The organism is Paenisporosarcina sp. (assembly GCF_057785155.1).
The window spans coordinates 85,255-109,282 of sequence record NZ_JBYNRN010000006.1 but is presented as its reverse complement, the minus strand read 5'-3'; the positions used below and the strand labels follow the sequence as shown (position 1 = coordinate 109,282).

Genomic DNA, 24,028 nt, shown 5'->3' with positions numbered 1-24,028 from the left:
TATATGGAACATTATAATACAACCCGTAAACAATGGGATTTAAAAAAGATGACTCCGGCACAATACCGAAGTCATCTAATCGCAACTTGAATTACAAGGTACCTTTTTATTAAACTGTCCGTTAATAAGGGCTCAGTTCATTCGTCACTTGCCCACCTCTTTTTCCAGATCATCCTGCGACGGTCGTGCGTCCTTCGCTCCCTTGCAACCTGGACGCTCACAGTTATGATCATTAGGTTTACTAGAGAATCGTTGCTCTTTTTATGTAGATATTCGGCCGAAGATACTATTTCGGCCTCTTTCTGCTTTTGTTATTTTCAACCCACTACCCACTTAGTACCTTGTTTGTTTCAATAAGTTAACTTGGATTTGAGATGTGTTTGAGCGATAAATCTCCAGATTGAGCGATAAACCATTCTGTTTGAGCGATAAATTTTTCACAATCAAAAGTACGCTCCACAAACGTCTCATTAACCATGTTGACTAGATGTGAAACAAGCTTGATCGAATTGATTATATTGCCCTTTCGATTGAAAGCAAAAGCATTAACAAAAAGGTTTTCAGGAAGCTTTGTCTACTGCACCCTGGCAGCTAGAAAAAGCTATAATTTATATCGCAATAAAAAAAGGATTAATCTCATCAACTGAGATTAATCCTTTTTGCTTTCCATATTAGACAACATCAATATGATGATCCTTAAAATCAATTTCCGGTTTTGCAGCATCAAGCATAAGAAAAATTGCAGTAAGAATATGCATCACCATTCCAACAAAAGGAATCCATGCGATACAAGAAGTTACTATCCCTAAAATACTACCTGTTGAAGATCCACCACTATTTTTCGTCAAGACTAAAGTAACAATGTGCAATGCTAACATGACACCTAGAGGTATCCATAAAAAACTAACGACAATTATGCCGCCTAATATAGGAATCCCTAAGAGGGCTTCTAGTCCACCACTTACCCATTTTAAAATCTTAGGTGTAGACATTTCAACCACATCCTTTCTGAAGAATTTCTATTTAATATATCATTCATTCCAGTTACTTTATACGTAAATATCTAAATAATAACAATTTTCCCGATAAAAAATACCCATTATTTCATTAAGAGAATTTTTTAGAAAGCCACAGGAATAGTCCTTTTTGTACTAAACTTTAAACATCCTTACATACATTCTTAATAACGAAAGCATAGGGGGTGGATAACATGAATACTAACTACGATCCTAACTTGGATGCCATTTTAAATGAACGTTATTATTTGAAATCCATTGAGGCTAGAGGTGCTCGAATTAAATACATCCCAGCGAATCTTGGACAGGAATTTTCGAATTATAAAAAATGTTTAAAGGACACCCTTGCTACAAACGTCCTTACCATAAATGGAGAAGTATTTAACCAAGAATTTTTTATTGATGAATATAACTACTACTTTATTAATTGGTGTATCCCTACAGCTAAGAGATTGATACTAGAACACCAGCTTAAACCTGAAGATATCGATTTAAATGGCATCATTGATCAAGTTAGGAGGAATGAAATAGATCAAAATTATTTACCCTTTGCATTAAAAAATGAGCAACCAATTATTATGGCTTATTATCCTCTATGTCCTCAATCAAAAGTGGTAATTGACGGGAATCACCGTGTTTTGGCTAAATACGACGCTGGTGAACAAACAATAAAAGCGTTCGATTTATTTCCTCATATTCACCTACAGGCAATGACATCCAATTTAGATCGTTTATTGTACAAAATACATCACAACCTTACATGGATCGGTGAATCGATTGCAGGCCATTTATCTGCAGAAGAATTACAGAGAAAATTATTTACCATTTGTTAGTACTTACCTTAACGACTATGGAATCTTCACCAACCTATTTAGCTCAGAAATTGCATAAGAAATCGTAAAGCGTCTTCTAGCTCGACACCTGTGCTGGAAGAATGGATGGCTAATACGCCTTTCTTTTTCCTATAAAGGGTCCCGCGAGCTGGCGTGCGGAGCTAGACATAGCTACTCCAAGTTCGAAGGTGTGCATGAAGAAACTAATTCATATTTTATCTAAGAAAAAGCGACGGCCTTTTAACCTAAAAGGGCTTGTCGCTTTTTGGGCATTTAAATGAGAAAAATAGGCTATGTTATACTATTATAGTGAAAAAACATTAAAAAAGTCTGTTTTATAGAGCTTATCAACTACTTATTGTGGGTATATTCCATCTAGAATGGTTCGTTTTTACCAGACTTTTCTCACTCTAGAAAGGGAGGTATAACATTGGAAAAATGGTTACGATTTCTCGAGGTAAATGCACCTCGTATTTTAGAATTAACGATTGATCATGCAGTACTGGTTACTTTAGCAATTATCGTTGCGCTTTTAATCGGTGTCCCGCTTGGGATTTATTTAACTACGAACGAATACTTAGCAGGGTCAGTTCTTCAAGTTGCTTCTATTACATTAACGATTCCGAGTATAGCGCTCTTTGGTGTAATGATTCCTATTTTTTCTCTCATTAATCAAGGCATTGGTTTTTTACCGGCTTTCGTAGCACTTGTACTATATTCTCAGCTACCGATTATACGCAATACGTATACGGCCATTAAAAACGTCAACCCAGAAATGCGTGATGCAGCGATTGGCATGGGAATGAAAACTCATCAACGATTATTGCGGGTTGAGATTCCGAATGCTTTACCTGTCATTATGGCTGGTGTACGGACCGCAGTTGTTCTTAATATAGGAATTGGCGTCATTGCTGCCTATATTGGTGCTGGTGGACTTGGTGTGTTGATTACGCAAGGAATTAGCAGAGGTGACAACTACTTAATTATTAGTGGTTCCATAGCTGTAGCGTTGTTGGCAATTATTGCAGATGCGATTTTATTAATGATTCAAAAAAGATTCACGACAAAAGGTTTAGTCGAATAACTGTAAAGAGGTGAGCAAATGATAGCATTTAATCATGTAACAAAATCATATAGTGAAGATAAAATTGCGGTTAAAGATGTTAACTTCACTGTTGAAGAAGGAAAAATCGTGGTTTTGCTTGGACCATCTGGTTGTGGGAAAACTACATTATTAAGAATGGTTAACAGATTAGAGTCCATTTCGGATGGAGAAATCATTATTGGTAACGAAAATTCAATGGATTTAGATGCAATTGAATTAAGAAGAAAAATCGGATACGTCATCCAAAGTAATGGCCTCTTCCCGAATATGACAATCGAAGAGAACGTCATGCTTGTCCCAGATCTTCTTGGTTGGAGTAAAAAACAGAAGAAAGAACGATTTACGTATTTAATGAAACTAATCGGTCTTGACGCTGCAGATTACCGAAAACGCTTCCCTCATGAACTGTCAGGTGGTCAACAACAACGTATCGGAGTGGTGCGCGCACTTGCGGCAGATCCTCCAGTTATGTTAATGGATGAACCCTTCGGAGCACTTGATCCAATCATTCGTGAAAGAATTCAAGATGAGTTCTTGCAAATTCAACGAGAAGTGAAAAAGACGATTCTTTTTGTTAGTCATGATATTGATGAAGCCATTAAAATGGCTGATAAAATTGTGCTTTTACGAGACGGGGAAATTATGCAATATGATACCCCTTCAGAAATGCTTGCTCATCCGAAGAACGAGTTTGTTTCTCAATTCTTTGGTAAAGATCGTGCCATAAAGAGCTTAAGCCTTCACACCGTTCAAAATTTACAAGACATTATTGGACTTGCTCCAATCGATGAAACAATTCAAGATACAAAAACAATTAATGTCAATCAAGATTTGCGTAATACTTTGTCTATGCTGATGAATCAAGAAGCTGATCAAGTTGTCGTAACAAATGACCTAGGTGAAAATATTGGGTCGATAACGATTGATCTCGTACAAAAGTATCTTCATTTTGAAATAAAAGGGAAACTATCCGTATCCCAGGAAGGGTGATTCGGTGAATAGTAAAAAATTAATAGCCAATATATTTAAATTTTCTATTTTAGCATTGGTAATTGTCTTCTTTGTTTGGGCGATTAAGAATCAATATTTTAATTATATCTTTAGTGACTCAAGCACCTTTTTAGTGTTATTAAGACAACATATTTCACTCGTTGTTGTATCCTCCCTACTCGCTCTTATTATTGCGTTGCCAGCAGGAATTCTTATTACCAGACCAAGATTTAGAAAAGCTGAATGGCTTGTTTCAAACATTGCGAACCTGGCTCAAACTATACCAAGTTTGGCAGTCCTTGCACTGATGATAAGTGTTTTAGGTATTGGGTTTAAAACAGCCGTTTTTGCGTTGTTTATTTATTCGATTCTGCCAATCTTCAGAAATACGGTGGCTGGACTTGATTCGATTGATAAAAACCTAATCGATGCTGCAAAAGGTATGGGTATGAAACCGCATCAAATTTTATTTCGCATTGAACTTCCAAATTCCGCTTACTCGATTCTTGCAGGAATTCGAACTGCGGTCGTATTGAATATAGGTACAGCAGCTCTTGCTTATGTAATTGGCGGCGGTGGCTTAGGAGTTTGGATTTTCACTGGCATTCAATTATTTGATAATGGTTTCTTAATCTCTGGAGCCATTCCAGTAACTTTATTAGCAATATTTGCTGATTATTTACTTCGAAAGTTAGAAAATGTGATTGTACCAAAAGGCTCTAGACGTATTGCGAAAATGGACTGATAGGAGGTATTAATTTTGTGAATAAATTACTCAAACTTATCCCCCTAATAATGATAACTGTTATACTTTCGGCCTGTTCTAGTTTTGGAGTTGCTGGAAAAGAAATTACCGTAGGGGGTAAAAATTTTACCGAGCAATATTTATTATCCGAAATGACTGGCTTCTTATTAAAAGAAGAAGGCTTTAAAGTAAATCAAATGAATAACCTAGGTAGTAGTGTCGTTCGTTCAGCGTTAGAAAATGGACAAGTTGACTTGATGTGGGAATATACAGGAACAGCACTCATCACGTACATGGGCCAAGAACCTGTAACGGACCCTGATAAAGCTTATGAAATTGTTAAAGACATTGATAGCAAGGAAGGCATTCATTGGATGAACATGTCCAAAGTCAATAACACTTATGCCTTGGCATTAAGAAGTGAAACTTCAAAAGAACTTGGCATAGTGTCAATAAATGACTTAGCAGACTACATCAATAAAAACCCTGGCAAGTTAACAATTGCATCGGATGCGGAATTTGCTAATCGACCAGATGGTTTAAAAGGTGTTGAAAAATTGTATGGATTTGAATTTGGTTCTAGCCAGATTAAACAAATGGATATCGGCTTAACCCAAAGAGCTCTTAACAATGAGCAAGTCGAAGTTTCCGTTGCCTTTGAAACAGATGCAACCATTAAAAACTATGATTTAGTGACATTGAAAGATGACCAACAATTCTTTCCACCCTATCGAGCAGCTGTTGCCATTAGCCAGGAAATGCACAAAAAGTATCCTGAAATTGAAGAAATCACAGCTCGACTATCTGACAAGCTCACTAGTGACATCATGAGAGATTTAAATTATCGCGTTGATATTAAAGGCGAGAGTGTCTCTGTAGTAGCTTATGAGTGGCTAGTCGAAAACGGCTTATTGGAAGAAGAATAAGAAGCTAATCAATTTCATAATTAATAAAATCGGATGTAAACACAGAAATTCTGTTGATTTCCGTTACGGGCGGACGCTTTCCGCGGGTGGTCCGTGTGCCTCCTCGAAAAACCTATGCTCCTGCGGTTACTCGTCGCAAACGAATTGCGCACAATTCGTTCGCTACGCTCTCTGTGGGGTCACACCTGGACACACTTTTCCCGCTGGAGTCGCCGCCCTTCACTCCAATCAAATGACCGAAATTCTTAACAAATTCAAATGAATACACTTCAACTATTCGTGTATCATCAAAAGCATTTATGAAATTGACTAAAGTATAAATACATTAAAAAAGGTCACAAGAATCCTTGTGACCTTTTTTCTATGGCTATTAAAGAGAACGCCGTTGAATTTTTTTCCCATCAAACGAAAATATAATGGGTCTATTCTCAACGTACGTTTCCACATGTACAGAGCGTCCCCACAATTGATAAATATATGGCAACACATTTTCTAAGTAGCGAGGATCTAGTTCAGTTCCCTCATAGCCATGTTTTAAATAAAGTTCTCCGTTTCGCGAATAGTCTCCATTTTCAACGACAATATATGGAAAACTTCCATTTACCCGCATAGAGATAAGTTGGTCTCTTACATGTTCATAATCCTTGTCGGTAACTTGATAATTCCCGCCCTTTTTCTCAAACAAATACAGATCTTCTTGCTTAACTAATTCCTTCGTTAAATAATTTCGAATGAAAGAGATGTCTGATTCAATTTCTCTTACTTCAAACATTTTATCTCGACCGGAATTCAGCTTAACCCCATGTTTCATCATTTCTTTAGTTGGATGATTGTATCGCTTTTCAATGTCTTCAAAAATTTTCAATCCTAAATAATATGGATTAATGGTAGTTTTAGAAGGTTGAACAACGTTCGCATTTAATGTAGCAAACTCAATCGTTTCGTCAGTCGTTAAATCCATCTCTCTTAATATCCGTTGATGCCAGAATGTTGCCCATCCTTCATTCATGATTTTTGTTTCTAACTGTGGCCAAAAATAGAGCATTTCTTCTCGCATCATGGTTAAGATGTCACGTTGCCAGTCTTCAAGTTCTCGACTGTACTCTTCGATAAATAGTAAGAGGTCTTTTTCTGGCTTCGGTGGGAATTTTTTTCGCTTTTGGATTATGGTCTTCTTATCGATTGGTGGTTTACCTACATTCCATAAATCATCGTACGGTGTTTTCCGTACAACTTCTTCATCTTCTTCTTCATCTAAACTATAGTCTGGTAATTTGGGTCTGATAATGGATGGATCAATATGTTCTTGAATCGCTAAAACAGCATCTAAAAAACTTTCAACTTCATCTTTTCCATGGAGCATTTCATAGCTGGCAATTCGCTCAGCAGTTGCGGTCATGCTTTCCACCATATCTCGTCTCGTATTGGAAAAACGGACATTATTCTTGAAGAAATCACAGTGCGCTAGCACATGCGCAATGATGAGTTTATTTTGCATAAGACTGTTGGTATCAAGCAGAAATGCATAACAAGGATTCGAATTTATAACAAGTTCGTAAATCTGGCTTAACCCAAAATCGTATTGCAACTTCATCTTATGAAATTGCTTTCCAAAACTCCAATGTGTAAAACGGGTTGGCATTCCGTATGCACCAAAAGTATAAATAATATCAGCGGGACAAATTTCGTAACGCATCGGATAATAATCAAGGCCAAATCCAGATGCAATTTCCGTAATTTCAGCAATAGCATGATGAATATTTTTTTCCATGAACTCAATCCCTCCGAGTGTTTTTTCGTTGACTAGTGCATCACAACACCCGGATTATACTGGGGCTTTGTCTGGTTGAAAGAAGCTTTTCAATGCATCATAAACATGGCTTTTATCTTTTAAAACATACTGACGAAATTTAGGATTGGAGATGTTTTTATAGGTGGACATTAATGTTGAATATCGGCTATGTGCATTCACTTCGCCATAACCAAACATACTTGAAACTTCCATGAGCTCATTTACAAGCTTTACACATTTCTCATTATCGCTTGGCATATTTTCACCATCCGAAAAGTGAACAGGGTAAATATTGTATCGTGCAGGACTATATTTTTGTTTAATCAGTTCTAATGCTTTCAGATAGGCGGACGAACAAGTTGTTCCGCCGCTCTCTCCTTTGGTGAAAAACGCTTCTTCTGTTACCACTTTTGCTTGTGTATGATGGGCAATAAATTCAATTTCGACTGTTTCGTATCGAGAACGTAAAAATTTAGTCATCCAGAAAAAGAAACTTCTAGCCATATATTTTTCAAAAGCACCCATAGAAGCACTGGTATCCATCATCGCTAATACAACCGCTTTGGATTCAGGTTTTACTACATCATTCCACGTTTTGAAACGCAGATCTTCATTATGAATAGGTGAAATTTCAGCTTTACCCTTCATTGCATTCCGTTTAATTGCGGTTAATATCGTACTCTTTTTATCAATATTACCCATAAGTCCTTTTTTCCGGATATCATTAAAATCAATTTTATCTGTTGTAATCTCAGCTTGCTCTTTTTGTTTTAAATTCGGTAATTCTAGCTCTTTGAAAAGAACCTCTTCTAATTCTGCCATGGTGACTTCCGCTTCATAAAAATCTTCTCCAGCTTGGTCCCCTGCTTTCTTTCCTTTTCCAGCACCATTTTCCCCTTCATCTGAACCCCGAGCGACTACATCGCCTACTTGACTATCACCATTGCCTTGGCCAACATGTTTTGATTTATCGTAATTGTATCGAATTTTGTATTCATCCAATGAACGAATGGGAATTTTTATTACATCTCGTCCATTCGACATAATAATGCTTTCGTCACTAATTAGGTCAGGCAAGTTATTCTTAATGGCATCTTTTACTTTGTCTATATGACGTTGCTGATCTTGATGCCCTTTACGATGGAGAGACCAGTTTTCCTGTGAAATGACATAATGATTCTCTTGTTTGTCGTTCATTTCTATCCACACCCATCTATTATTAGAAAGTTTTTAATTTCCTTATACTATGCTATGGCAAACAAGTTATTGCCATCACCTAATAAATAAAAAAACAAGACTAATGAAAATTAGTCTTGTCTCGAAAATTTACCGATTAAGCAGGCTACCCACATAGCGTAATAATTCATTGGCTGAAATAGAATTATACCCATGTTCATCAATAAGTCTTGCCACTACTTCGTTAACCTTTTTAAGATGTGATTCATCTGGGGTTTTAGATGACGTGGTAATTTTGACAACATCTTTTAAATCCGCAAACAGTTTCTTTTGAATCGCTTCACGTAACCGTTCATGGGAATTGTATTCAAAACGTTTTCCTTTTCTCGCATAAGCAGACAGGCGAATGAGGATTTCTTCTCTGAATGCTTTTTTCGCATTTTCAGAAATACCAATTTGTTCTTCGATAGAACGCATTAATTTTTCGTCTGGATTCAGTTCTTCCCCAGTTAAAGGGTCTCTGAGTTTGTTTTTATTGCAGAACGCTTCTACATTATCCAGATAGTTATCCATTAGTGTGATGGCAGACTCTTCGTACGAATAGACGAAGGCTTTTTGAATTTCTTTTTTAGCAATTTCATCATATTCTTTTCTCGCAATGGCAATATAATTTAAATATTTGTCACGATCTTCTTGAGAAATAGACGCATGTTGATCAAGTCCATCCTTCAGTGCGCGTAAAACATCTAGTGCATTAATCGATGGGACATCTTTACGAATTATGGCAGAAGAAATTCGGTTGATGACATAACGCGGATCAATTCCGTTCATGCCTTCGTTCGGAAACTCTTTATTTAATTCCTCAACGTCAATTTGGTTAAATCCTTCTACGGCTTCACCATCGTACAGACGCATTTTCTTCACAATATCAATCCCTTGTTTTTTAGGGACTTCAAGTCTTGTTAAGATTGAAAAAATCGCAGCAGCTCTAAGTGCATGTGGAGCAATATGAACATGCGTCATGTCACTATCACGAATCATTTTTTCATAAATACGTTCTTCCTGACTCACTTTCAGATTATAAGGGATGGGCATAACGATAATTCTAGAGTGAAGTGCCTCATTCTTTTTATTGGAAATGAATGAACGATACTCTGTTTCATTGGTATGAGCTACAATCATCTCGTCTGCACTTATTAAAGCAAACCTGCCAGCTTTAAAATTCCCTTCTTGTGTCAACGACAATAAATGCCAAAGAAACTTCTCATCTAGTTTCAGAATTTCTTGAAATTCCATGATTCCACGGTTTGCTTTATTCAATTCACCATCAAAGCGATATGCTCGTGGATCTGATTCTGATCCAAACTCAGCTATCGTAGAAAAATCGATGCTTCCTGTTAAATCTGCGATATCTTGTGATTTCGGATCTGACGGAGTAAAGGTTCCAATCCCAACTCGTTTATCCTCTGAGAATAAAATGCGTTCAACCAAAACATCTTCAATACGTCCTTCATATTCCTTATCCAGCCTCATCGTATTCAATGGAGATAAACTACCCTCAATACGAATTCCAAATTCTTTAGTAAAATCATCACGTAAATGCTGAGGAATTAAGTGTAGAGGGTCTTCATGCATCGGACAGCCCTTTATAGCGTAAACCGCTCCATCATCTGTCTTAGAGTATCTTTCAAGTCCTCTTTTCAGCAATGTCACAATTGAAGATTTTCCTCCACTTACAGGTCCCATTAATAAGAGAATTCGTTTACGAACATCCAATCTTTTGGCTGCGGGATGAAAATACTCTTCGACAAGTCTTTCAATTGATGTTTCGAGGCCAAATATTTCTTCCCCGAAGAAATGATACAATTTTTGCCCGTCTCTTTCTGTTAAACCAGAGCTATTGATCATATTATATACGCGAGAATGAGCCATCTGGGCAACAACTGGTCTTTCCTTCACAATGGCTAAGTAATCAGCAAACGTGCCTTCCCACTTAAGGTTGTTTTCTTCTTCGCGGTAGCTCTTCACCTTACTTAAAATATCCAAGCTATTCCCTCCAGTCAGGGTTTGGTTTCTTCTTCATAGTATGAAAACAGACAACTTATGATACCGAATACTTAGAGATATTACAGGTAGCAAAATAAAATTTCCCCATTAGAATTAGTAATTATGTATACATACGTAAAAAAGGAAACTAGCAACGAATTAGTTGCTGGCTTCCTTTTTTAATACTGGTTTGAGTCAAATCACCATTCATAAAACCGGATGAAAACACAAACATTTTAAAATACAGAATCTGTCGATTTTCCTTACGGATTGGTACTGTCCTTCAAATTAAATGAAATTCTTAACAAATTCAAAGTCATGCCCCTTCAAATTTTCGTGAAGCATCGATCAAAAGGTAGGTATAAAATTGAATCACTTGTGTGCAATCAATACATATTTTTTTATTTTTTAATTTGAATAACAATTTTTCCACGAGCATGATGTGTCTCGCTTAATGCATGTGCTTCTTTAAGACTTTTTTCATTAAAATCAAATGATTCACCAATCACAACTTTAAGTTCTCCAGTTTCATACATATGAGCTAAGTGCTGCAATTGTTCACCTTTTGGTTCTAGCCAAACAAATCCAGCATCTACTTGGTGTCTTTGTGCCTCTTCTTCTGAAGGTGGTTGAGCAATCGAAACTAATTTGCCGTTTGGTTTTAACACCTTGTAACTATTTGATTGAATATCTCCACCCATTGAATCTAAAACAATATCAAAGTCAGTAAGAATTTCACTGAAATCTTCTTCTTTATAATTGATGACCACATCTGCACCCAATGACTTAAGAAATTCCACATTTTTCTCACTAGCCGTCGTTGCCACGTAAGCACCGAATGACTTGGCAATTTGTATAGCAAAGGTTCCAACACCACCTGCTCCTGCATGAATCAAGACTTTATCATCTTTTTTAATTCCACTAAAATCCACTAAACACTGCCAAGCAGTTAGTCCGGCTAGTGGAATAGCTGCCGCGTCTTCAAAGCTCATAGAAGATGGCATATGAGCAAGTAAGTTTTCTTCTACCGCAACATATTCAGCATACGTTCCTTGTCTTGTCGTCGCCGGTCTACTGAATACTCTGTCGCCGACTTCAAAATATGAAACGTTCTTTCCTTTTTCAGCAATAATTCCCGCAGCATCCCAACCAAGAATAATTGGGAACTCAAAAGGAAGCATCTCTTTTAAATAACCAGCACGTAATTTCCAATCGATTGGATTAATCGATGTTGCATGAATTTCAAGAAGGACTTGGTCATCTTGAATAATTGGTTGCGCGATTTCTCTTTCTTGTAGTACTTCTTTTTCACCGTATTGATCAATAACAATTGCTTTCATTTAAAAACCTCCATTTTTTGTATTACGAATAGAGAGTAAGTCTAACAAACATAAAGAATCAAGTCATTTTATATGATTGGCAGAAAATTTCTTTGTATACCTGCACAAGTTTCACACTGAGACCAAATAAATTAGTTTGAACTTTATATATAATTTTTGTACATCATTACGTCTTTTTGAACCATCTTAAGTAGGCACGATATCGTTGAGAGGAGTTTTTTTAATGGATAAAGATAAACTTGGTGGAGCTTATAAAAATTCTGGTTCTATGCAACAAACGTCAAACACTGTGAAAACTCAGCCTAGCCAAGGACGAGAAGAGATTTCTCTAGAATTAGCTGAAATGGGTAATTTAAAACCTAAGCATGAACCCATGACTCCGAATCAACGCAAAAAGAGTGAAACAGAGAAGACGTATTTATAAAATTGGTAATACGTAAAAACACTCTCAGTCATCTTTACAGATGATTGGGAGTGCTTTTTCGAAATAATATTGATCTTAGAAAAAAATTATCATACCTTACTTTCGATCAATTAAAGTTTGAAGCATGCTTTTTAGTTCGCCAACTTCTGTTTTAAGTAGTTGGATCTCACTAGTATCTTCTTTAATTTCATTAGTTTCCGACTCAATTTCATCAGAAATCTTTTGAGCATTATTGACGATTTCTCCGACAATCAAGTTAATCATGATAAATGTGGCGATCACAATAAAGGAAACAAAATAGAGCCATGACCATGGTACTACCTCAAAAATGGGACGAAAAATCCCACTCGCCCAAGATTCCAATGTGAACACTTGGAACAATGTAATGAATGACAAACCCAAATCGCCAAAGTACTCTGGCTCAACTTCCGCATAAAAGAATGTCCCGATTACAGCATATACGTAAAAAATAATCGACATTAGTACCATTACACTAGTAATGGTAGGAATCGCCATAAAGAGCGCAGTTACAATTCTACGAAGTGATGGAACTGTCGTTATCGTACGTAAAACCCTTAGAACTCTAAAGATCCGAAGAACACTAATAAATGATGAACCGTATAAAATCAAGCTTCCCACAACTATGATAAAATCGAAGTTATTCCATCCATTTTTAAAAAAGCTCGTTCTATATACCATAAGTTTTAATAATAATTCAACTGAAAATAAACTTAATATAATAATATCGAGAGTCACAAGCCATGACCCGTATTGATTTTCAATGGTTGGATATGTTTCTAGCCCTACTAATAATGCATTGACTAGAATTAACCCTGTAATAAAGTGATTAAACTTGGCACCTTCAATAAGGCGTTTGATCTGCTCCATAATAAAATAGTCGACTCCTTATTGTTCATTAAAATTAATCATATTACTCACTATAGATTATTGATTGTTAGTGTATTCTACCATGAGATTGAACTTGCTTATTAAATTTTAACAACTTGAATTATTCTTTAAAGCAACCTTGAATCAATGTCCTTATTAAATTTATTCCTTTTATGTCAAAAGAGCACCGCAATAATCTATGGATTATTGCGGTGCTTCAATTCGTATGTAGTTGTTTTACATTTAGGCCGAAAACCTCTCCTGCCCAGTCATCTAATAAATTTTATACAATTAGTTGTTCATTTAAATGCGTGATAATTTTCTGACGATTATTTACAACAAATTTGTACTCTTCTCCACTTTTCACTACAACCGATATTCCATTAGGTACGATAAAGAATGTATTTCGTTTGTCTACTTCCTTAATATCGCTAATATTAATCGTTAATGGATTGCTTTGAATATTGACCTTATGAGGGGTGAAAATAATTTCTGTATCAGTAATTTTCATTTTCCCACCTACTGATTCCAGTCCTCTAAATAAATTTGCAGCAACATTAAACTGTTCTTGGTTGGTCTCATGTATAGTCATACGTGTTCCCTCCATTCATCTGTTTATTGTTTCTTGGTAAATTATCTCACATTTTCCACTGGAACGGGCGAATTAATTGAACTTTCTCAATTTTTCATCAAGCAGTTTAAATGCTCGTTTCACTTTTTCTATTGGCAGAGCCGCATACTGATCGCCAATACTTACTTCATAGGAACAGGCCACTTCACTTGTTTCTCTTAAATAACTAGTTAAGCCAATTGATGTCTCCTCATATATTTCAATTAATATGGGTTCAATTTGCTCTCTAGATGCATGGAAATGAACATGAAACATATTCGACACTGGCTGAAGTGGCTTAGTCGATACGCCTTTGCATGAGTTGAAAAGCTCAGCAAGGTCTTTCGCATTTTCGTAATACTGTACCATTTTATGTGAGTGCTGATCAAAATAGTAATTAGCGCTGATTATGTAAGGATAAAGGCTGATTAAGTCACCACCATGTCGTCTTTTCCAAACTTTCGATTCCTCGGTAAAATCACAATCACCTGCTAGAATTGCTCCTGCGATTCCACCAATCCCTTTGTAAACCGACACGTAAACGCTATCAAATAGACTACAAATTTCAGCTGCTGTTTTTTTGTAATAGGGTACAATTTCAAGTAGACGAGCACCATCTAAATGCAACTTAATTCCCTTATCTCGACAATAACTTGAAATCTGTTCAAGTGTTTCGTATTCAGGTAATTGACCACCAATTTCACGTTGAGGCAATTCGAGCAGTAAGCAAGCAATTTCTTCTTCCATACTAATCACGTCTTCTAATTCAATCACGCGACTCTCATCTGCTAGCAACACTGGCTCAATATGATGTAACTCCTTTAGCCCATCTTCCTCATGAATCTCTAAATGACATAATGGATGATACGCAACTTTCCTAATGCCCTTTTTATCACACCAGATGCGCAACGCGATTTGTTGCGCCATAGTTCCACTTGGGAAAAATACGGCCGACTCTTTTCCTAAATACGCAGCCATTTTGTTTTGGAAATCTTCGATAACTTTCCCTTTACCGTATATATCACTTTCAAGTTCTCCATCAACGTCTTTAAATGCCTCTTTTAATAATTGAATTTGTCTTTTCCCATGACCTGCCACCTGATACTTCGTTTGTTTAAACGCTTCTAATAAAGGATTCTTTTCACTCATCTGAATTATGACCTCCATCTTTTTAATAGGTTAATACAATAGTATTCAAAAGACTAAATAAAATAACACAAAGAAAAAGAAAGCAACACTTCCTGCGACTACAAACAAATGCCATACTGCGTGATGATATTTAAAACCTCTCCACACATAAAATACGGATCCTAGTGTATATAATAATCCACTAGAAACCAATAAAATCAGCGCTTCTTTTGATAAATTCTCAATAAGTGGATTCCATGCAAATATAATAATCCAACCCATTACTACATATAGTACGGTCGATAGTACAATAAATCTTTTTACAAAAAAAGCTTTAAACACAGTACCTGCTATAGCTAAAAACCATATGATTCCAAACAAAACCCAACCTAAAGCACCTTGAATGACTAACAACAAAATAGGCGTATAGCTCCCAGCAATATAAAAATAGATGGCTGAATGATCTAAAAATTCAAAGAAATCTTTTGCTCTGCCATTTGGAAAACTATGTAGAAGTGTTGATGACATATACAAGAAAGTCATGGTAACACCATAAATAATGAATATGACAATATCCCAACCATCGCCTTTCATAGAGGCGAAAACAATGAGAAGTACTAATGCTGCTATGCTTAATATTACGCCAAGCCCATGGGTGATGGAATTGGCTAGTTCTTCTCCTTTTGAAAAATCTTGATCCATTTTTTTAATGGTTACTACCTCCATTTCATTCATAATTGATGGATGTATATAATAGTTAATTGCTCATGATTCGGTTAATTGTTATTAATTTTTATATGTATATTATTTTATCACAGTGGCAATCGTGCTATATCTTGAAACCCCCACTACCGAAGGTCTTTTTATTCTTAAACATGAGTAATGAGTTTAAATACTAATAGCATATTGGTAAAAACCCAATCAAAAAGCACCTCCCACTATGGAAGGTACCATTATCATATTTACATTAAATGTAATTCGATTTTCTCATCAGCCTAGTTTTCCAACGGGAGTATAGGTAGGTCTTCACTTTAAAAAATGACGCATTTTATTCTATTTCCACATCATTCTCTTCAGCCAAAGCAGAAAGTTTCTTTTGATAATCTCTAATCATTTTTCTAGCATCCGTTAGTTTGCCATTAGCTTCGTTGATTTTTTCTGAATCTTGCTCTTCCAATGCAGTAATTATAGTTAGAAAAGCGCTATTTTGGAGATTTGCGGCTTTAATATATAGTTCATGTATTTCATTTAATTCATCGGTTTTCACTTCAATCTTCTCTAAATCATCGATAAAAACTCCATATTTCGGTATTACTTCATCAAATATTGTGTAATACATCGTTTCGTCATCGATATAGTTGGGTCCTGAAACACTTTCGTATAATTCGATTGCCTCAAGTTCTTGCTCAGCAAGTGACGGCAAACTGTCATTGATATACGTAATCAAATCATCCTGTACCTGGTTACTTCCACAACCTACTAATGTAGACATCAATAACAAAAACACGACTACTACCTTATATTTCATCAACATCCCCCTTCTACAATTTCATCATATTCTTCAGGTATTCAATATGGAACATTCGGCATAAGATTTCCCCCGTTAATCCTTGCAAGCTGAATAATTGTTTTTAAAGTTAGCCATAAAAAACGTCTAATTGAACGCAACTTCCTTACAATTTTATAAACAGCGTATTTAATTAACAGATTGTATGCTACTGTCGTTATAAACAAAAAATTTAGTTTTTTTATTTATGGAGGTAGACAAAGTGGAAAAAGAATTCATTCAAGTCTGTAAGCAATCATTCAACCCCGATCAAATAACTACTAGCGAAAATGAATTATTTCGCCATAGTCATGATGAATCACATCATGCCAGTGTAGAACCGGATCTTGTCTTTTTCCCTGAGAGTGCTGATGACGTTGTAAACATTTTGGGGATTTCTCGTCAATTTCAAATTCCGATAACTCCATTTGGTATTGGGTCTGGTCTTGAAGGTCAAGTGATTCCATTAAAAAGAGGGATATCTGTTAACTTCGAGCGAATGAATAAAGTGATAAAATTTTCTCCAGAAGATATGCTTGTTACCGTTCAACCAGGTATTACTAGAATGGGATTGAATAGTATCATTAATAAGCATGGACTATATTTCCCAATTGATCCAGGTGCGGACGCATCAATTGGCGGTATGGTTGCAACAAACGCGAGCGGAACTACTGCAGTTCGATATGGTTCCATGCGGGATCAGTTGCTTGATCTCGAAATCGTATTAGCAAATGGAACTGTTATACATACAGGGACAAAGGCAAAAAAATCTTCTTCTGGCCTACATTTAACTGGCTTATTTGCCGGGTCTGAAGGCACACTTGGGCTGATAACGGAAATCACACTTAAACTACATGGCATTCCGGAGCATACGATTGCGGCCACATGCACTTTTGACACTCCTCGGGCTTGCACTGAAGCTGCTCATGCGATTTTATTGAGTGGTATCCCTATTTTGCGTATGGAGTTTGTTGATGCTTTAAGCATTAGTTTTGTGAATGCTTATGGAAGTTACGATTTACCAGAAAAACACTCTCTGTTCTTTGAATTTGCTGGAATGCAAAAAGCAGTAGAAGAAGAAAGTCTTCTTGCCGAAGGTCTATTAAAGGACATGGGCTGTGAAAACTGGGTAATTGCTACCGACTCCGGAGAACGTGCCCGGTTATGGAAAGCCCGCCATGAAATGTCTCACGCATTTCGTCATATTAAAGGAATGACGTCAACTGGAGGAGACGTTTGTGCACCTATTTCTAAACTTCCTCATCTAGTTGATTATGCAAGGGAACTTATAGCCGATAGCGGCTTAACTGGCGGCATATTTGGGCATGTTGGTGATGGTAATTTCCATACCATTATTATGTATGAAACGTCTAGTACAGAAGAATACGCTAAAGCTGAACATATTAATGGGAGACTCGCTGAAAGAGCCATTGACCTAGGGGGTACTTGTACTGGAGAACATGGAGTCGGAATAGGTAAACGGAAATATCAGTTAGCTGAGCACGGTGCGGCAGTTGAAGTTATGAAAAGCATGAAGCAATTGCTCGATCCAGAAAATTTACTAAACCCAGGTAAAATTTTTTTATAAGTTAAACCCTCTAAAACTTTTAATAAATTAATATATATTTACTGTTAAAAATCCAACATCATCTTAAATGTTGGATTTTTTCCTTATGCTATTGTCGGTTTAATCTCTCGACATTAATTATTTTTCGAAACATTTTTACTTTTGTCGATTCTGAAGTATTCGGATAACTGGGTCATCCAAACATTTCGTGTATTTTGCTCGTGATAAATTCCTCTGCTATCCCGAAAAGATATGTATTGGTATCTCTCGTTTTGAATAGCATTTCATCGAAGAAGTACGTTATTTTAAATTCTTTCATGACACTAATCCCCTCACGTTTTGTTTAATTGATTATCCCCGAAAAGCCAGGAAATTTCGTCTTTTTATAACCTTGGTATTATTTTTACGCGTATTTCTAGTTTAAATGCCCAACATAAGTGGTATGTAGAGTAATAAGAAACAATTAATGGAGGGATTACTTTGACAGTAAAACTAACAGTAGAAAATGCAGTACAAGCGAAAACAGAAATTGAAAAATTAGAGGCACAAGGATTTACACATGATGATATTTATATATTTGCACACGACAAAGATCGCTCGAAACATATCACGGATGCTTTGGATACGGAAAGTGTTGGTATGAAAGAGCAAGGCTTTCTCGATAGCATGAAAAATATTACAAGTTCTCGTGGTGACGAATTACGCACTAAAATGGCTTCAGTCGGTTTAACCGTTCAAGAAGCGGAACAGTATGAAAAAGAACTCGATAAAGGGAAACTTGTTCTTGTAGCACACAAAAAATAATAAATGAAATCGAAAAAGGACATCTCACGGCAAACGCCTGAGATGTCCTTTTTCGTTATGAATGCGATCTTGAATCAAATTAGTACCTTTCCTTTTGAAGAATTGAATAGATATTTCATCATAAATAAAAAAATGGAATCCCGTAGCTATCTAAGCTGCTGGTTTCCATTTTTCATTTATACAAACGTCATTATGAATAATCTTTTACAAAGATTGCTGGTTTTTAAGCATAGGGGAACGACGCCGTCTTACTTATATGGTTATTCATCACGGTCTATCGTCATAATCATCTCTCTGTGCAATCTTAAGAAAGGGAAAGCAGTATGAGGCGCTCATTCCTTACGCAATTGTAGACAATGATTTAAATCATCTTCACTGCATCTTAGTGAAAATTCGTAGAAATAAAACACCTCCCGTTATGGAAGGTGCTCTATGATTTGTAATCTATTTTAAATCTTTAATTCAATCTTCGCATCTGCCTTAAGCTTTTCAACGTGAGCAGCGAAAATTTCTTGTTGTTGTTCTTGTTCAAGAATTCCTTTGATTTCCACTTTTGCTTCTTCCAGAGGAGGTATCTCTTGTTTAGCTTCTTTTGCTTGAGCTACAGCTTGATCATAATATTCTTGAATTTGTTTATCTGTAACTTCTTTCGCTGGAGCTACTTTGTCTTGATATTTACCAAATACAATAGAGTCAGCAATTTGTTCTTTTAAAGTCTCTTTATCCATTTTTTGTGCTTCAAGAGCTTTAGCCATTCCTTCTTCTCCACCAAATTGTTCTTCATATGTTGCATACTCTTTATTCACTTCTTCTTCTGTAGCAGTCAATTTAGCTTCAGCTGCTTTTTGGCGAACCAATGTTTGATTAACTAGAGAATCAAGCGTTTGTGTTTTTATTTGTTCAGCCGCTTCTTTACTTGTTGGATCTTGACCCATTTGTTGCATTTGACCTTGAATTGACATCAACGCTTGATTATATTGATCTCCTGTAAGTTTTTCATCATTTACAACGGCAACAGTCTCACTCTTATCTACTTGTTGCTCATCTAGTTTAGCCTGCATTTCCTTAGCATCTGCTGCAGCTTCTTTTTCAGTTGGAGCTTTAGCACTTTCTTTTTCAGTATCTTTTGTTGCTGTTTCTTGTTTTGGTGCTTCTTCTTTTGTTGCTTTATCCTCATCACCACAAGCTGCCAAACTTAATGTTAATGCTCCTGCTACTAATGGTAGTAATATTTTTTTGAATTTCATATCAATATAAACCCCTTTCAAATCTTAACTTCTCTTTTTAATTAAAGCCTAGTGTGCATCTTAACGAATATTGTCGCAAAGTGAAACCAATAGCCCTCCATGTCATCAAATTGACATCTTTTTGTCATGTTAGGAAATTGAAATTATTACTGAAATTTTTATTAGAGCTAGCTTCCAGAAGGATTAAATCAAAAAATCCAGCAACTAGTAGTTGCTGGATTTTGACAGTATTTATCAAGATATTATTAACTCAAGTACTAATTTAGCTGTTAATTTCTTTACCTTCATAAAGCTTAACTTCTATTCTAGCTGCTAAATATTGTGGGGCTTTACTCGCAAATGCAGTAAAGTGATCGCTCTTATTATGATTTTCTACAGCCACCATATCTTCCCAAACTTCAACCATTGTATAGACGCTTTCTCTTTCTGTATCTTTCAGTAAGTCATATGCCACATTGCCGTTTTCAGCTCTAGAAGCTTCAATCAATGGGTAAATTACTTCTAAAAAATCAAGTTCTTTGTCTGCTTGCAAATGAAATCCAGCGTGAATAATAATCATCGTATGTTCCTCTTTTCATTAAATCTTGGTCAAGTCAAATTCTCTTTATTTCCATTGTGTGATGGAAACCACAGGAAGACGAACTGATTGGTAGCCCATATCTTTAGCTTTACCAATTGAAATAAGCATCACAGGATAGTAACGCTCTTTATCCATGTCAAAAGCTTCTGCAATTTGGTCCTTTTCATAGCCACCAATTGGATTCGTGTCATATCCATGTGCTCGTGCCGCTAACATCAATTGCATGGAAACTAAACCAGCATCGATCAAATTCATATCCTTCATTTGTTCAGGCGTCAAAGTGCTGACTAATCCTTTAATAGCCGGTAATTGAATATCTCTTACTTCAGCAGGCATATACCCTGCATCCACTGCTAGTCCGTAAATTTCATCTGCAAAATCAAGACTATTCATATCAGCAAATACAGCAATCATTGCTGCAGATGTCGATACTTGAGTTTGGTTGAATTTTGCTAATGGTGCTAATGTAGCTTTACCTTCTGGACTGTCAATGACAACAAAACGCCATGGTTGTAGATTTACAGACGAAGGAGCAAGCGTTGCTTTTGTTAGTATTTCAGTCATTTCTTGTCGACTGATTTTTACGGTTGGGTCATAATTCCGGATAGAGCGGCGTCCTGTTACGATTTCATTAAAGTCATTTACTAGTGTTTGATTCATTTGTTATTCTCCTCTATATCTAATGTCATTTGATTGGTAGTTTGTTATTTAAATAAGTGATTCTTATTCGTTTGGATCAATATTTTTAACGTTGTCTTGAATTCGAGTAAGCATTTCCAAAAGCGATGAACGTTCCATTTCATTAAAGCCTGCTAAAACTTTAGAAATGAATCGTTGTTTCTCGTCTTGGTAAGCAACTATTCTTTCGCGACCTTCATCTGTAAGTCGAACAAACGTAAATCGATTATCAGCGGGATTCTTACGTCGTGTGATCATTCCCTTTTCTTCAAGCTGCTTTAAGTGTCTAGTTACAGCTGCATGATCTATGTTTACTTCTTTTTGTAAATCCGTTTGACTAATTTCATCCACTTTAAATAGCTTGTTCAAAAGATCTAAGCGAGACTGACTGATTCCCGTACAACGCTCAAACTTCGGACTTGTTTGCTTACTTATCTCGTATAGTCGATAAACAATTTTTCCTTCTTCAGAACATGAGTTGGACAAAAAATCCACCTTCTTCCAGGTAGTTGATGGGTCAATCATTGACCCGTCAATTAATATATAACATTGGATACAATAAATCAACTAATTGAATCGTGTTCGGATATCTTAAGAGAAAAATGCACATAAAAACCCCATTAAATTTACGAATTAATGAGGGGTTCTTGTGCGTATGTAATTAGATTACAGGATTTCACTTGCGATGTTTACTGTTATTATCCGCCTGCTGCAGCTGCGTATAGCATCATCAGCAAAAACAATATGTACCATAAAACGATTACACTGGCTGCTGTTATGTTTAGCGCTTTTCTTAAGCTTTCTTTTTGTGGTAATAAGGCTAGGAAGCGCCGTGCTAATCAGGACAATATTTACTCCGAAAGCAATCATCCCGCGTTGTGGAGTGAAAACTTCTTTTCCTGAGTCCAGTACGTAAAAATGTATTAAATCAAATAAAATGATGTATTTGAATGGTTCTAAAAAAATGGCTAGTTCTATTTTAGCTATAAATCCAATTAGTAAAAACAAGCATATCGTTGCATATATTCCTACTATCCTTAATAGCTTTAGCAAAACCAAATTCATTCCACATCCCCTTTTCTTAAGCTACTGAAGACATACTTAACGCATAGGTTAAGAATAGATACCATGCTATAAATACTGTCGATGATATGATAACTAAGGTTTTTCTTAACCACTTTCATTTTACAAGAAGTGATAGAAAATGTGCAAAAAACATTAAAGTGATATTTAATACTTTGCAAATGATTTCTCTTGTTGGTGATTCTCTGTATACCCCATTAGATTGATTAAATCCTTCAATGGGTATGAGGTCGAAGAGTACGATGAATTTGAATGGTTCTAGCCAATCTGCCAAGTCCACATTCCCGTGTATGATAAAAGAAAATAATGCTGATAATACTGCGTAGATTGCCATTAGTTTTAAAGTACTTACTAATGATCTTTTCATCTTTTAAACAACTCTACTACTTGAGGCATTCAAATTCTCCTTTTCTAATAAAAGTTAAGAACAATTAAGATGAACTAACCTCCCTAGTAAACACCTGTAAGTTATATCCGTTCAACAATATATCTTCATAGTTATTCACAAAGATTCGAATATCATTTACTGACTTTTCAATATTCCCAATGCAAATAAGCTTTAATTCTTTCTCTTTTTCAACAAAATTCTTTACAGAATTTAGCATGATTTCAGTATTTAGCGGAGCATTAGCAAAAAATGCTTCTTCAAAATAAACGTTACAAGTACCATTATTTATTTGATATTTTAATACTGCTCGATTTTCTTCAATTATCATATTGAGTATTTTGCCTATTACGCATCCAGCATTTCCGTTATCTCTATCTGAAATTTCGTCAGGTGTATATCTTTTCTTAATCTGTGGTTGCCTTAATATTTCATTAAAAGCAAATTCTATTTGACCCGTTCGCGGCCGAACTTTGTATAGTGTAGAGGTATTCAACTCCCGATTAACTATAGGGTTGAATTTTCGTCTAATTAGTTTCCTTCTCAAAAGATTTCTAGTTTCTCTTTCCTTATCTGACATCTGTGATTCGATGTACATTTCCCTTAACACACGATTTTTATGATCCCTAGATAATCCAAAATCGACTTGTCTTCTTCCTCTATTGCTAAACATATTCTGATTGCGTTGAAAGAAATTCAAACAGTTAGTAGAGTGATCTTGTAGCCGCCAAGTTTTTAAATAATTTCTTTTTATGCCATTGATATATTGAAGTCTTGCTTTACAACCTGGTGTGGCACAATATAAGTTGTTTTTCATTTCGCTTGTTGCAACATTCCTATTCAAATCTTCCAATGACATTAGCTTTTTTTCATTTCCAGCCAAATAGATTGCTTCATCAATTTGCAAATTAGAATCCTCCTTTTTAATTTTTATATTTTTCAGATATTTAATTTTAACATTATTTTACTGATATTTACTTCCCATTCTATATATTGTTTTTATTTAATATCCTAGGAATTTCTGAATAACTTCTTCGATTTTTATGCTATTCCTTGAAATAATTTCCCAGAAAAATCAAGTGCCCTAACCGTCTATGATTTTAAAAAGAATCCACAACC

Annotated in this window: 26 protein-coding genes; 9 read left to right on the top strand and 17 right to left on the bottom strand. The window is 35.8% G+C overall.

The window, feature by feature from the left end:
• Window positions 1-90, top strand: a 90-nt coding sequence (locus AC3EA5_RS01725) for an IS3 family transposase (protein WP_488604258.1), incomplete at its 5' end; no start/stop codon positions are given.
• A gap of 581 nt (window positions 91-671) precedes the next feature.
• Here the strand turns inward: AC3EA5_RS01725 and AC3EA5_RS01720 are convergent.
• Window positions 672-992 carry a hypothetical protein gene (locus AC3EA5_RS01720; RefSeq protein WP_488606823.1) on the bottom strand — a complete coding sequence of 107 codons (321 nt, stop codon included), beginning with the start codon at window positions 990-992 and terminating at the stop codon, window positions 672-674.
• Between the two features lie 218 nt (window positions 993-1,210).
• Here AC3EA5_RS01720 and AC3EA5_RS01715 point away from each other — a divergent pair, with 218 nt between their 5' ends.
• The 5 genes from AC3EA5_RS01715 (at window position 1,211) to AC3EA5_RS01695 (ending at window position 5,615) form a co-directional block, all read left to right on the top strand.
• Window positions 1,211-1,849 carry a hypothetical protein gene (locus tag AC3EA5_RS01715; protein ID WP_488606822.1) on the top strand — a complete coding sequence of 213 codons (639 nt, stop codon included), beginning with the start codon at window positions 1,211-1,213 and terminating at the stop codon, window positions 1,847-1,849.
• A gap of 430 nt (window positions 1,850-2,279) precedes the next feature.
• Complete coding sequence (locus AC3EA5_RS01710) at window positions 2,280-2,933, top strand: ABC transporter permease (RefSeq protein ID WP_377732787.1); 654 nt, start codon at window positions 2,280-2,282, stop codon at window positions 2,931-2,933.
• Between the two features lie 18 nt (window positions 2,934-2,951).
• The gene (locus AC3EA5_RS01705) at window positions 2,952-3,944 is read left to right on the top strand and encodes an ABC transporter ATP-binding protein (protein WP_488606821.1); all 993 of its coding nucleotides are present in this window, start codon (window positions 2,952-2,954) and stop codon (window positions 3,942-3,944) included.
• A 4-nt stretch (window positions 3,945-3,948) separates the two neighbouring features.
• Complete coding sequence (locus AC3EA5_RS01700) at window positions 3,949-4,689, top strand: ABC transporter permease (RefSeq protein ID WP_488606820.1); 741 nt, start codon at window positions 3,949-3,951, stop codon at window positions 4,687-4,689.
• A 17-nt stretch (window positions 4,690-4,706) separates the two neighbouring features.
• Window positions 4,707-5,615, top strand: coding sequence for an ABC transporter substrate-binding protein (locus tag AC3EA5_RS01695; protein ID WP_488606819.1), 909 nt, complete (start codon window positions 4,707-4,709; stop codon window positions 5,613-5,615).
• A 370-nt stretch (window positions 5,616-5,985) separates the two neighbouring features.
• On the opposite strand, the gene AC3EA5_RS01690 is transcribed toward AC3EA5_RS01695, so the two are convergent.
• The 4 genes from AC3EA5_RS01690 to AC3EA5_RS01675 all read right to left on the bottom strand — a co-directional run bounded on the left by AC3EA5_RS01690 (window position 5,986) and on the right by AC3EA5_RS01675 (window position 11,969).
• On the bottom strand, window positions 5,986-7,386 hold the full coding sequence (locus tag AC3EA5_RS01690) for a SpoVR family protein (RefSeq protein WP_488606818.1): 1,401 nt from the start codon (window positions 7,384-7,386) through the stop codon (window positions 5,986-5,988).
• A gap of 54 nt (window positions 7,387-7,440) precedes the next feature.
• Window positions 7,441-8,604: a sporulation protein YhbH gene (gene yhbH / locus AC3EA5_RS01685; protein ID WP_488606817.1), complete on the bottom strand. Its 1,164-nt coding sequence runs from the start codon at window positions 8,602-8,604 to the stop codon at window positions 7,441-7,443.
• A 129-nt stretch (window positions 8,605-8,733) separates the two neighbouring features.
• On the bottom strand, window positions 8,734-10,629 hold the full coding sequence (locus tag AC3EA5_RS01680; protein ID WP_488606816.1) for a PrkA family serine protein kinase: 1,896 nt from the start codon (window positions 10,627-10,629) through the stop codon (window positions 8,734-8,736).
• Between the two features lie 401 nt (window positions 10,630-11,030).
• Complete coding sequence (locus AC3EA5_RS01675; protein ID WP_488606815.1) at window positions 11,031-11,969, bottom strand: NADP-dependent oxidoreductase; 939 nt, start codon at window positions 11,967-11,969, stop codon at window positions 11,031-11,033.
• A 223-nt stretch (window positions 11,970-12,192) separates the two neighbouring features.
• Between AC3EA5_RS01675 and AC3EA5_RS01670 the strand changes: the two genes are divergently transcribed.
• A complete protein-coding gene (locus AC3EA5_RS01670) occupies window positions 12,193-12,393 on the top strand; it encodes a hypothetical protein (RefSeq protein ID WP_488606814.1) in 201 nt (66 codons plus the stop codon).
• A 96-nt stretch (window positions 12,394-12,489) separates the two neighbouring features.
• On the opposite strand, the gene AC3EA5_RS01665 is transcribed toward AC3EA5_RS01670, so the two are convergent.
• From AC3EA5_RS01665 to AC3EA5_RS01645, 5 genes are all read right to left on the bottom strand, one after another.
• A complete protein-coding gene (locus tag AC3EA5_RS01665) occupies window positions 12,490-13,281 on the bottom strand; it encodes an ion transporter (protein ID WP_488606813.1) in 792 nt (263 codons plus the stop codon).
• A 283-nt stretch (window positions 13,282-13,564) separates the two neighbouring features.
• Window positions 13,565-13,873, bottom strand: a complete 309-nt coding sequence (locus AC3EA5_RS01660; protein ID WP_488606812.1) for a GRAM domain-containing protein — start codon at window positions 13,871-13,873, stop codon at window positions 13,565-13,567.
• A gap of 72 nt (window positions 13,874-13,945) precedes the next feature.
• Window positions 13,946-15,040, bottom strand: coding sequence for a threonine aldolase family protein (locus tag AC3EA5_RS01655; protein ID WP_488606811.1), 1,095 nt, complete (start codon window positions 15,038-15,040; stop codon window positions 13,946-13,948).
• A 45-nt stretch (window positions 15,041-15,085) separates the two neighbouring features.
• Window positions 15,086-15,721: a PAQR family membrane homeostasis protein TrhA gene (gene trhA, locus AC3EA5_RS01650; protein WP_488606810.1), complete on the bottom strand. Its 636-nt coding sequence runs from the start codon at window positions 15,719-15,721 to the stop codon at window positions 15,086-15,088.
• A 346-nt stretch (window positions 15,722-16,067) separates the two neighbouring features.
• A complete protein-coding gene (locus tag AC3EA5_RS01645) occupies window positions 16,068-16,547 on the bottom strand; it encodes a hypothetical protein (protein ID WP_488606809.1) in 480 nt (159 codons plus the stop codon).
• A gap of 241 nt (window positions 16,548-16,788) precedes the next feature.
• Between AC3EA5_RS01645 and AC3EA5_RS01640 the strand changes: the two genes are divergently transcribed.
• The gene (locus tag AC3EA5_RS01640; protein ID WP_488606808.1) at window positions 16,789-18,153 is read left to right on the top strand and encodes an FAD-binding oxidoreductase; all 1,365 of its coding nucleotides are present in this window, start codon (window positions 16,789-16,791) and stop codon (window positions 18,151-18,153) included.
• A gap of 459 nt (window positions 18,154-18,612) precedes the next feature.
• Window positions 18,613-18,936, top strand: a complete 324-nt coding sequence (locus AC3EA5_RS01635) for a YflT domain-containing protein (RefSeq protein WP_488606807.1) — start codon at window positions 18,613-18,615, stop codon at window positions 18,934-18,936.
• 449 nt (window positions 18,937-19,385) lie between these two features.
• On the opposite strand, the gene AC3EA5_RS01630 is transcribed toward AC3EA5_RS01635, so the two are convergent.
• From AC3EA5_RS01630 to AC3EA5_RS01600, 7 genes are all read right to left on the bottom strand, one after another.
• Window positions 19,386-20,183, bottom strand: a complete 798-nt coding sequence (locus tag AC3EA5_RS01630; RefSeq protein ID WP_488606806.1) for a SurA N-terminal domain-containing protein — start codon at window positions 20,181-20,183, stop codon at window positions 19,386-19,388.
• Between the two features lie 262 nt (window positions 20,184-20,445).
• Window positions 20,446-20,742 (bottom strand): putative quinol monooxygenase, encoded by a 297-nt coding sequence (locus AC3EA5_RS01625; RefSeq protein WP_488606805.1) that lies wholly within the window; start codon window positions 20,740-20,742, stop codon window positions 20,446-20,448.
• Between the two features lie 45 nt (window positions 20,743-20,787).
• The gene (locus AC3EA5_RS01620; RefSeq protein ID WP_488606804.1) at window positions 20,788-21,423 is read right to left on the bottom strand and encodes a nitroreductase family protein; all 636 of its coding nucleotides are present in this window, start codon (window positions 21,421-21,423) and stop codon (window positions 20,788-20,790) included.
• A gap of 63 nt (window positions 21,424-21,486) precedes the next feature.
• Window positions 21,487-21,927 carry a MarR family winged helix-turn-helix transcriptional regulator gene (locus AC3EA5_RS01615; RefSeq protein ID WP_488606803.1) on the bottom strand — a complete coding sequence of 147 codons (441 nt, stop codon included), beginning with the start codon at window positions 21,925-21,927 and terminating at the stop codon, window positions 21,487-21,489.
• A 180-nt stretch (window positions 21,928-22,107) separates the two neighbouring features.
• Window positions 22,108-22,506 (bottom strand): hypothetical protein, encoded by a 399-nt coding sequence (locus AC3EA5_RS01610; protein ID WP_488606802.1) that lies wholly within the window; start codon window positions 22,504-22,506, stop codon window positions 22,108-22,110.
• 115 nt (window positions 22,507-22,621) lie between these two features.
• Window positions 22,622-22,891 carry a hypothetical protein gene (locus AC3EA5_RS01605; RefSeq protein WP_488606801.1) on the bottom strand — a complete coding sequence of 90 codons (270 nt, stop codon included), beginning with the start codon at window positions 22,889-22,891 and terminating at the stop codon, window positions 22,622-22,624.
• A 64-nt stretch (window positions 22,892-22,955) separates the two neighbouring features.
• Complete coding sequence (locus AC3EA5_RS01600; RefSeq protein ID WP_488606800.1) at window positions 22,956-23,816, bottom strand: hypothetical protein; 861 nt, start codon at window positions 23,814-23,816, stop codon at window positions 22,956-22,958.
• Window positions 23,817-24,028: the final 212 nt, after the last annotated feature.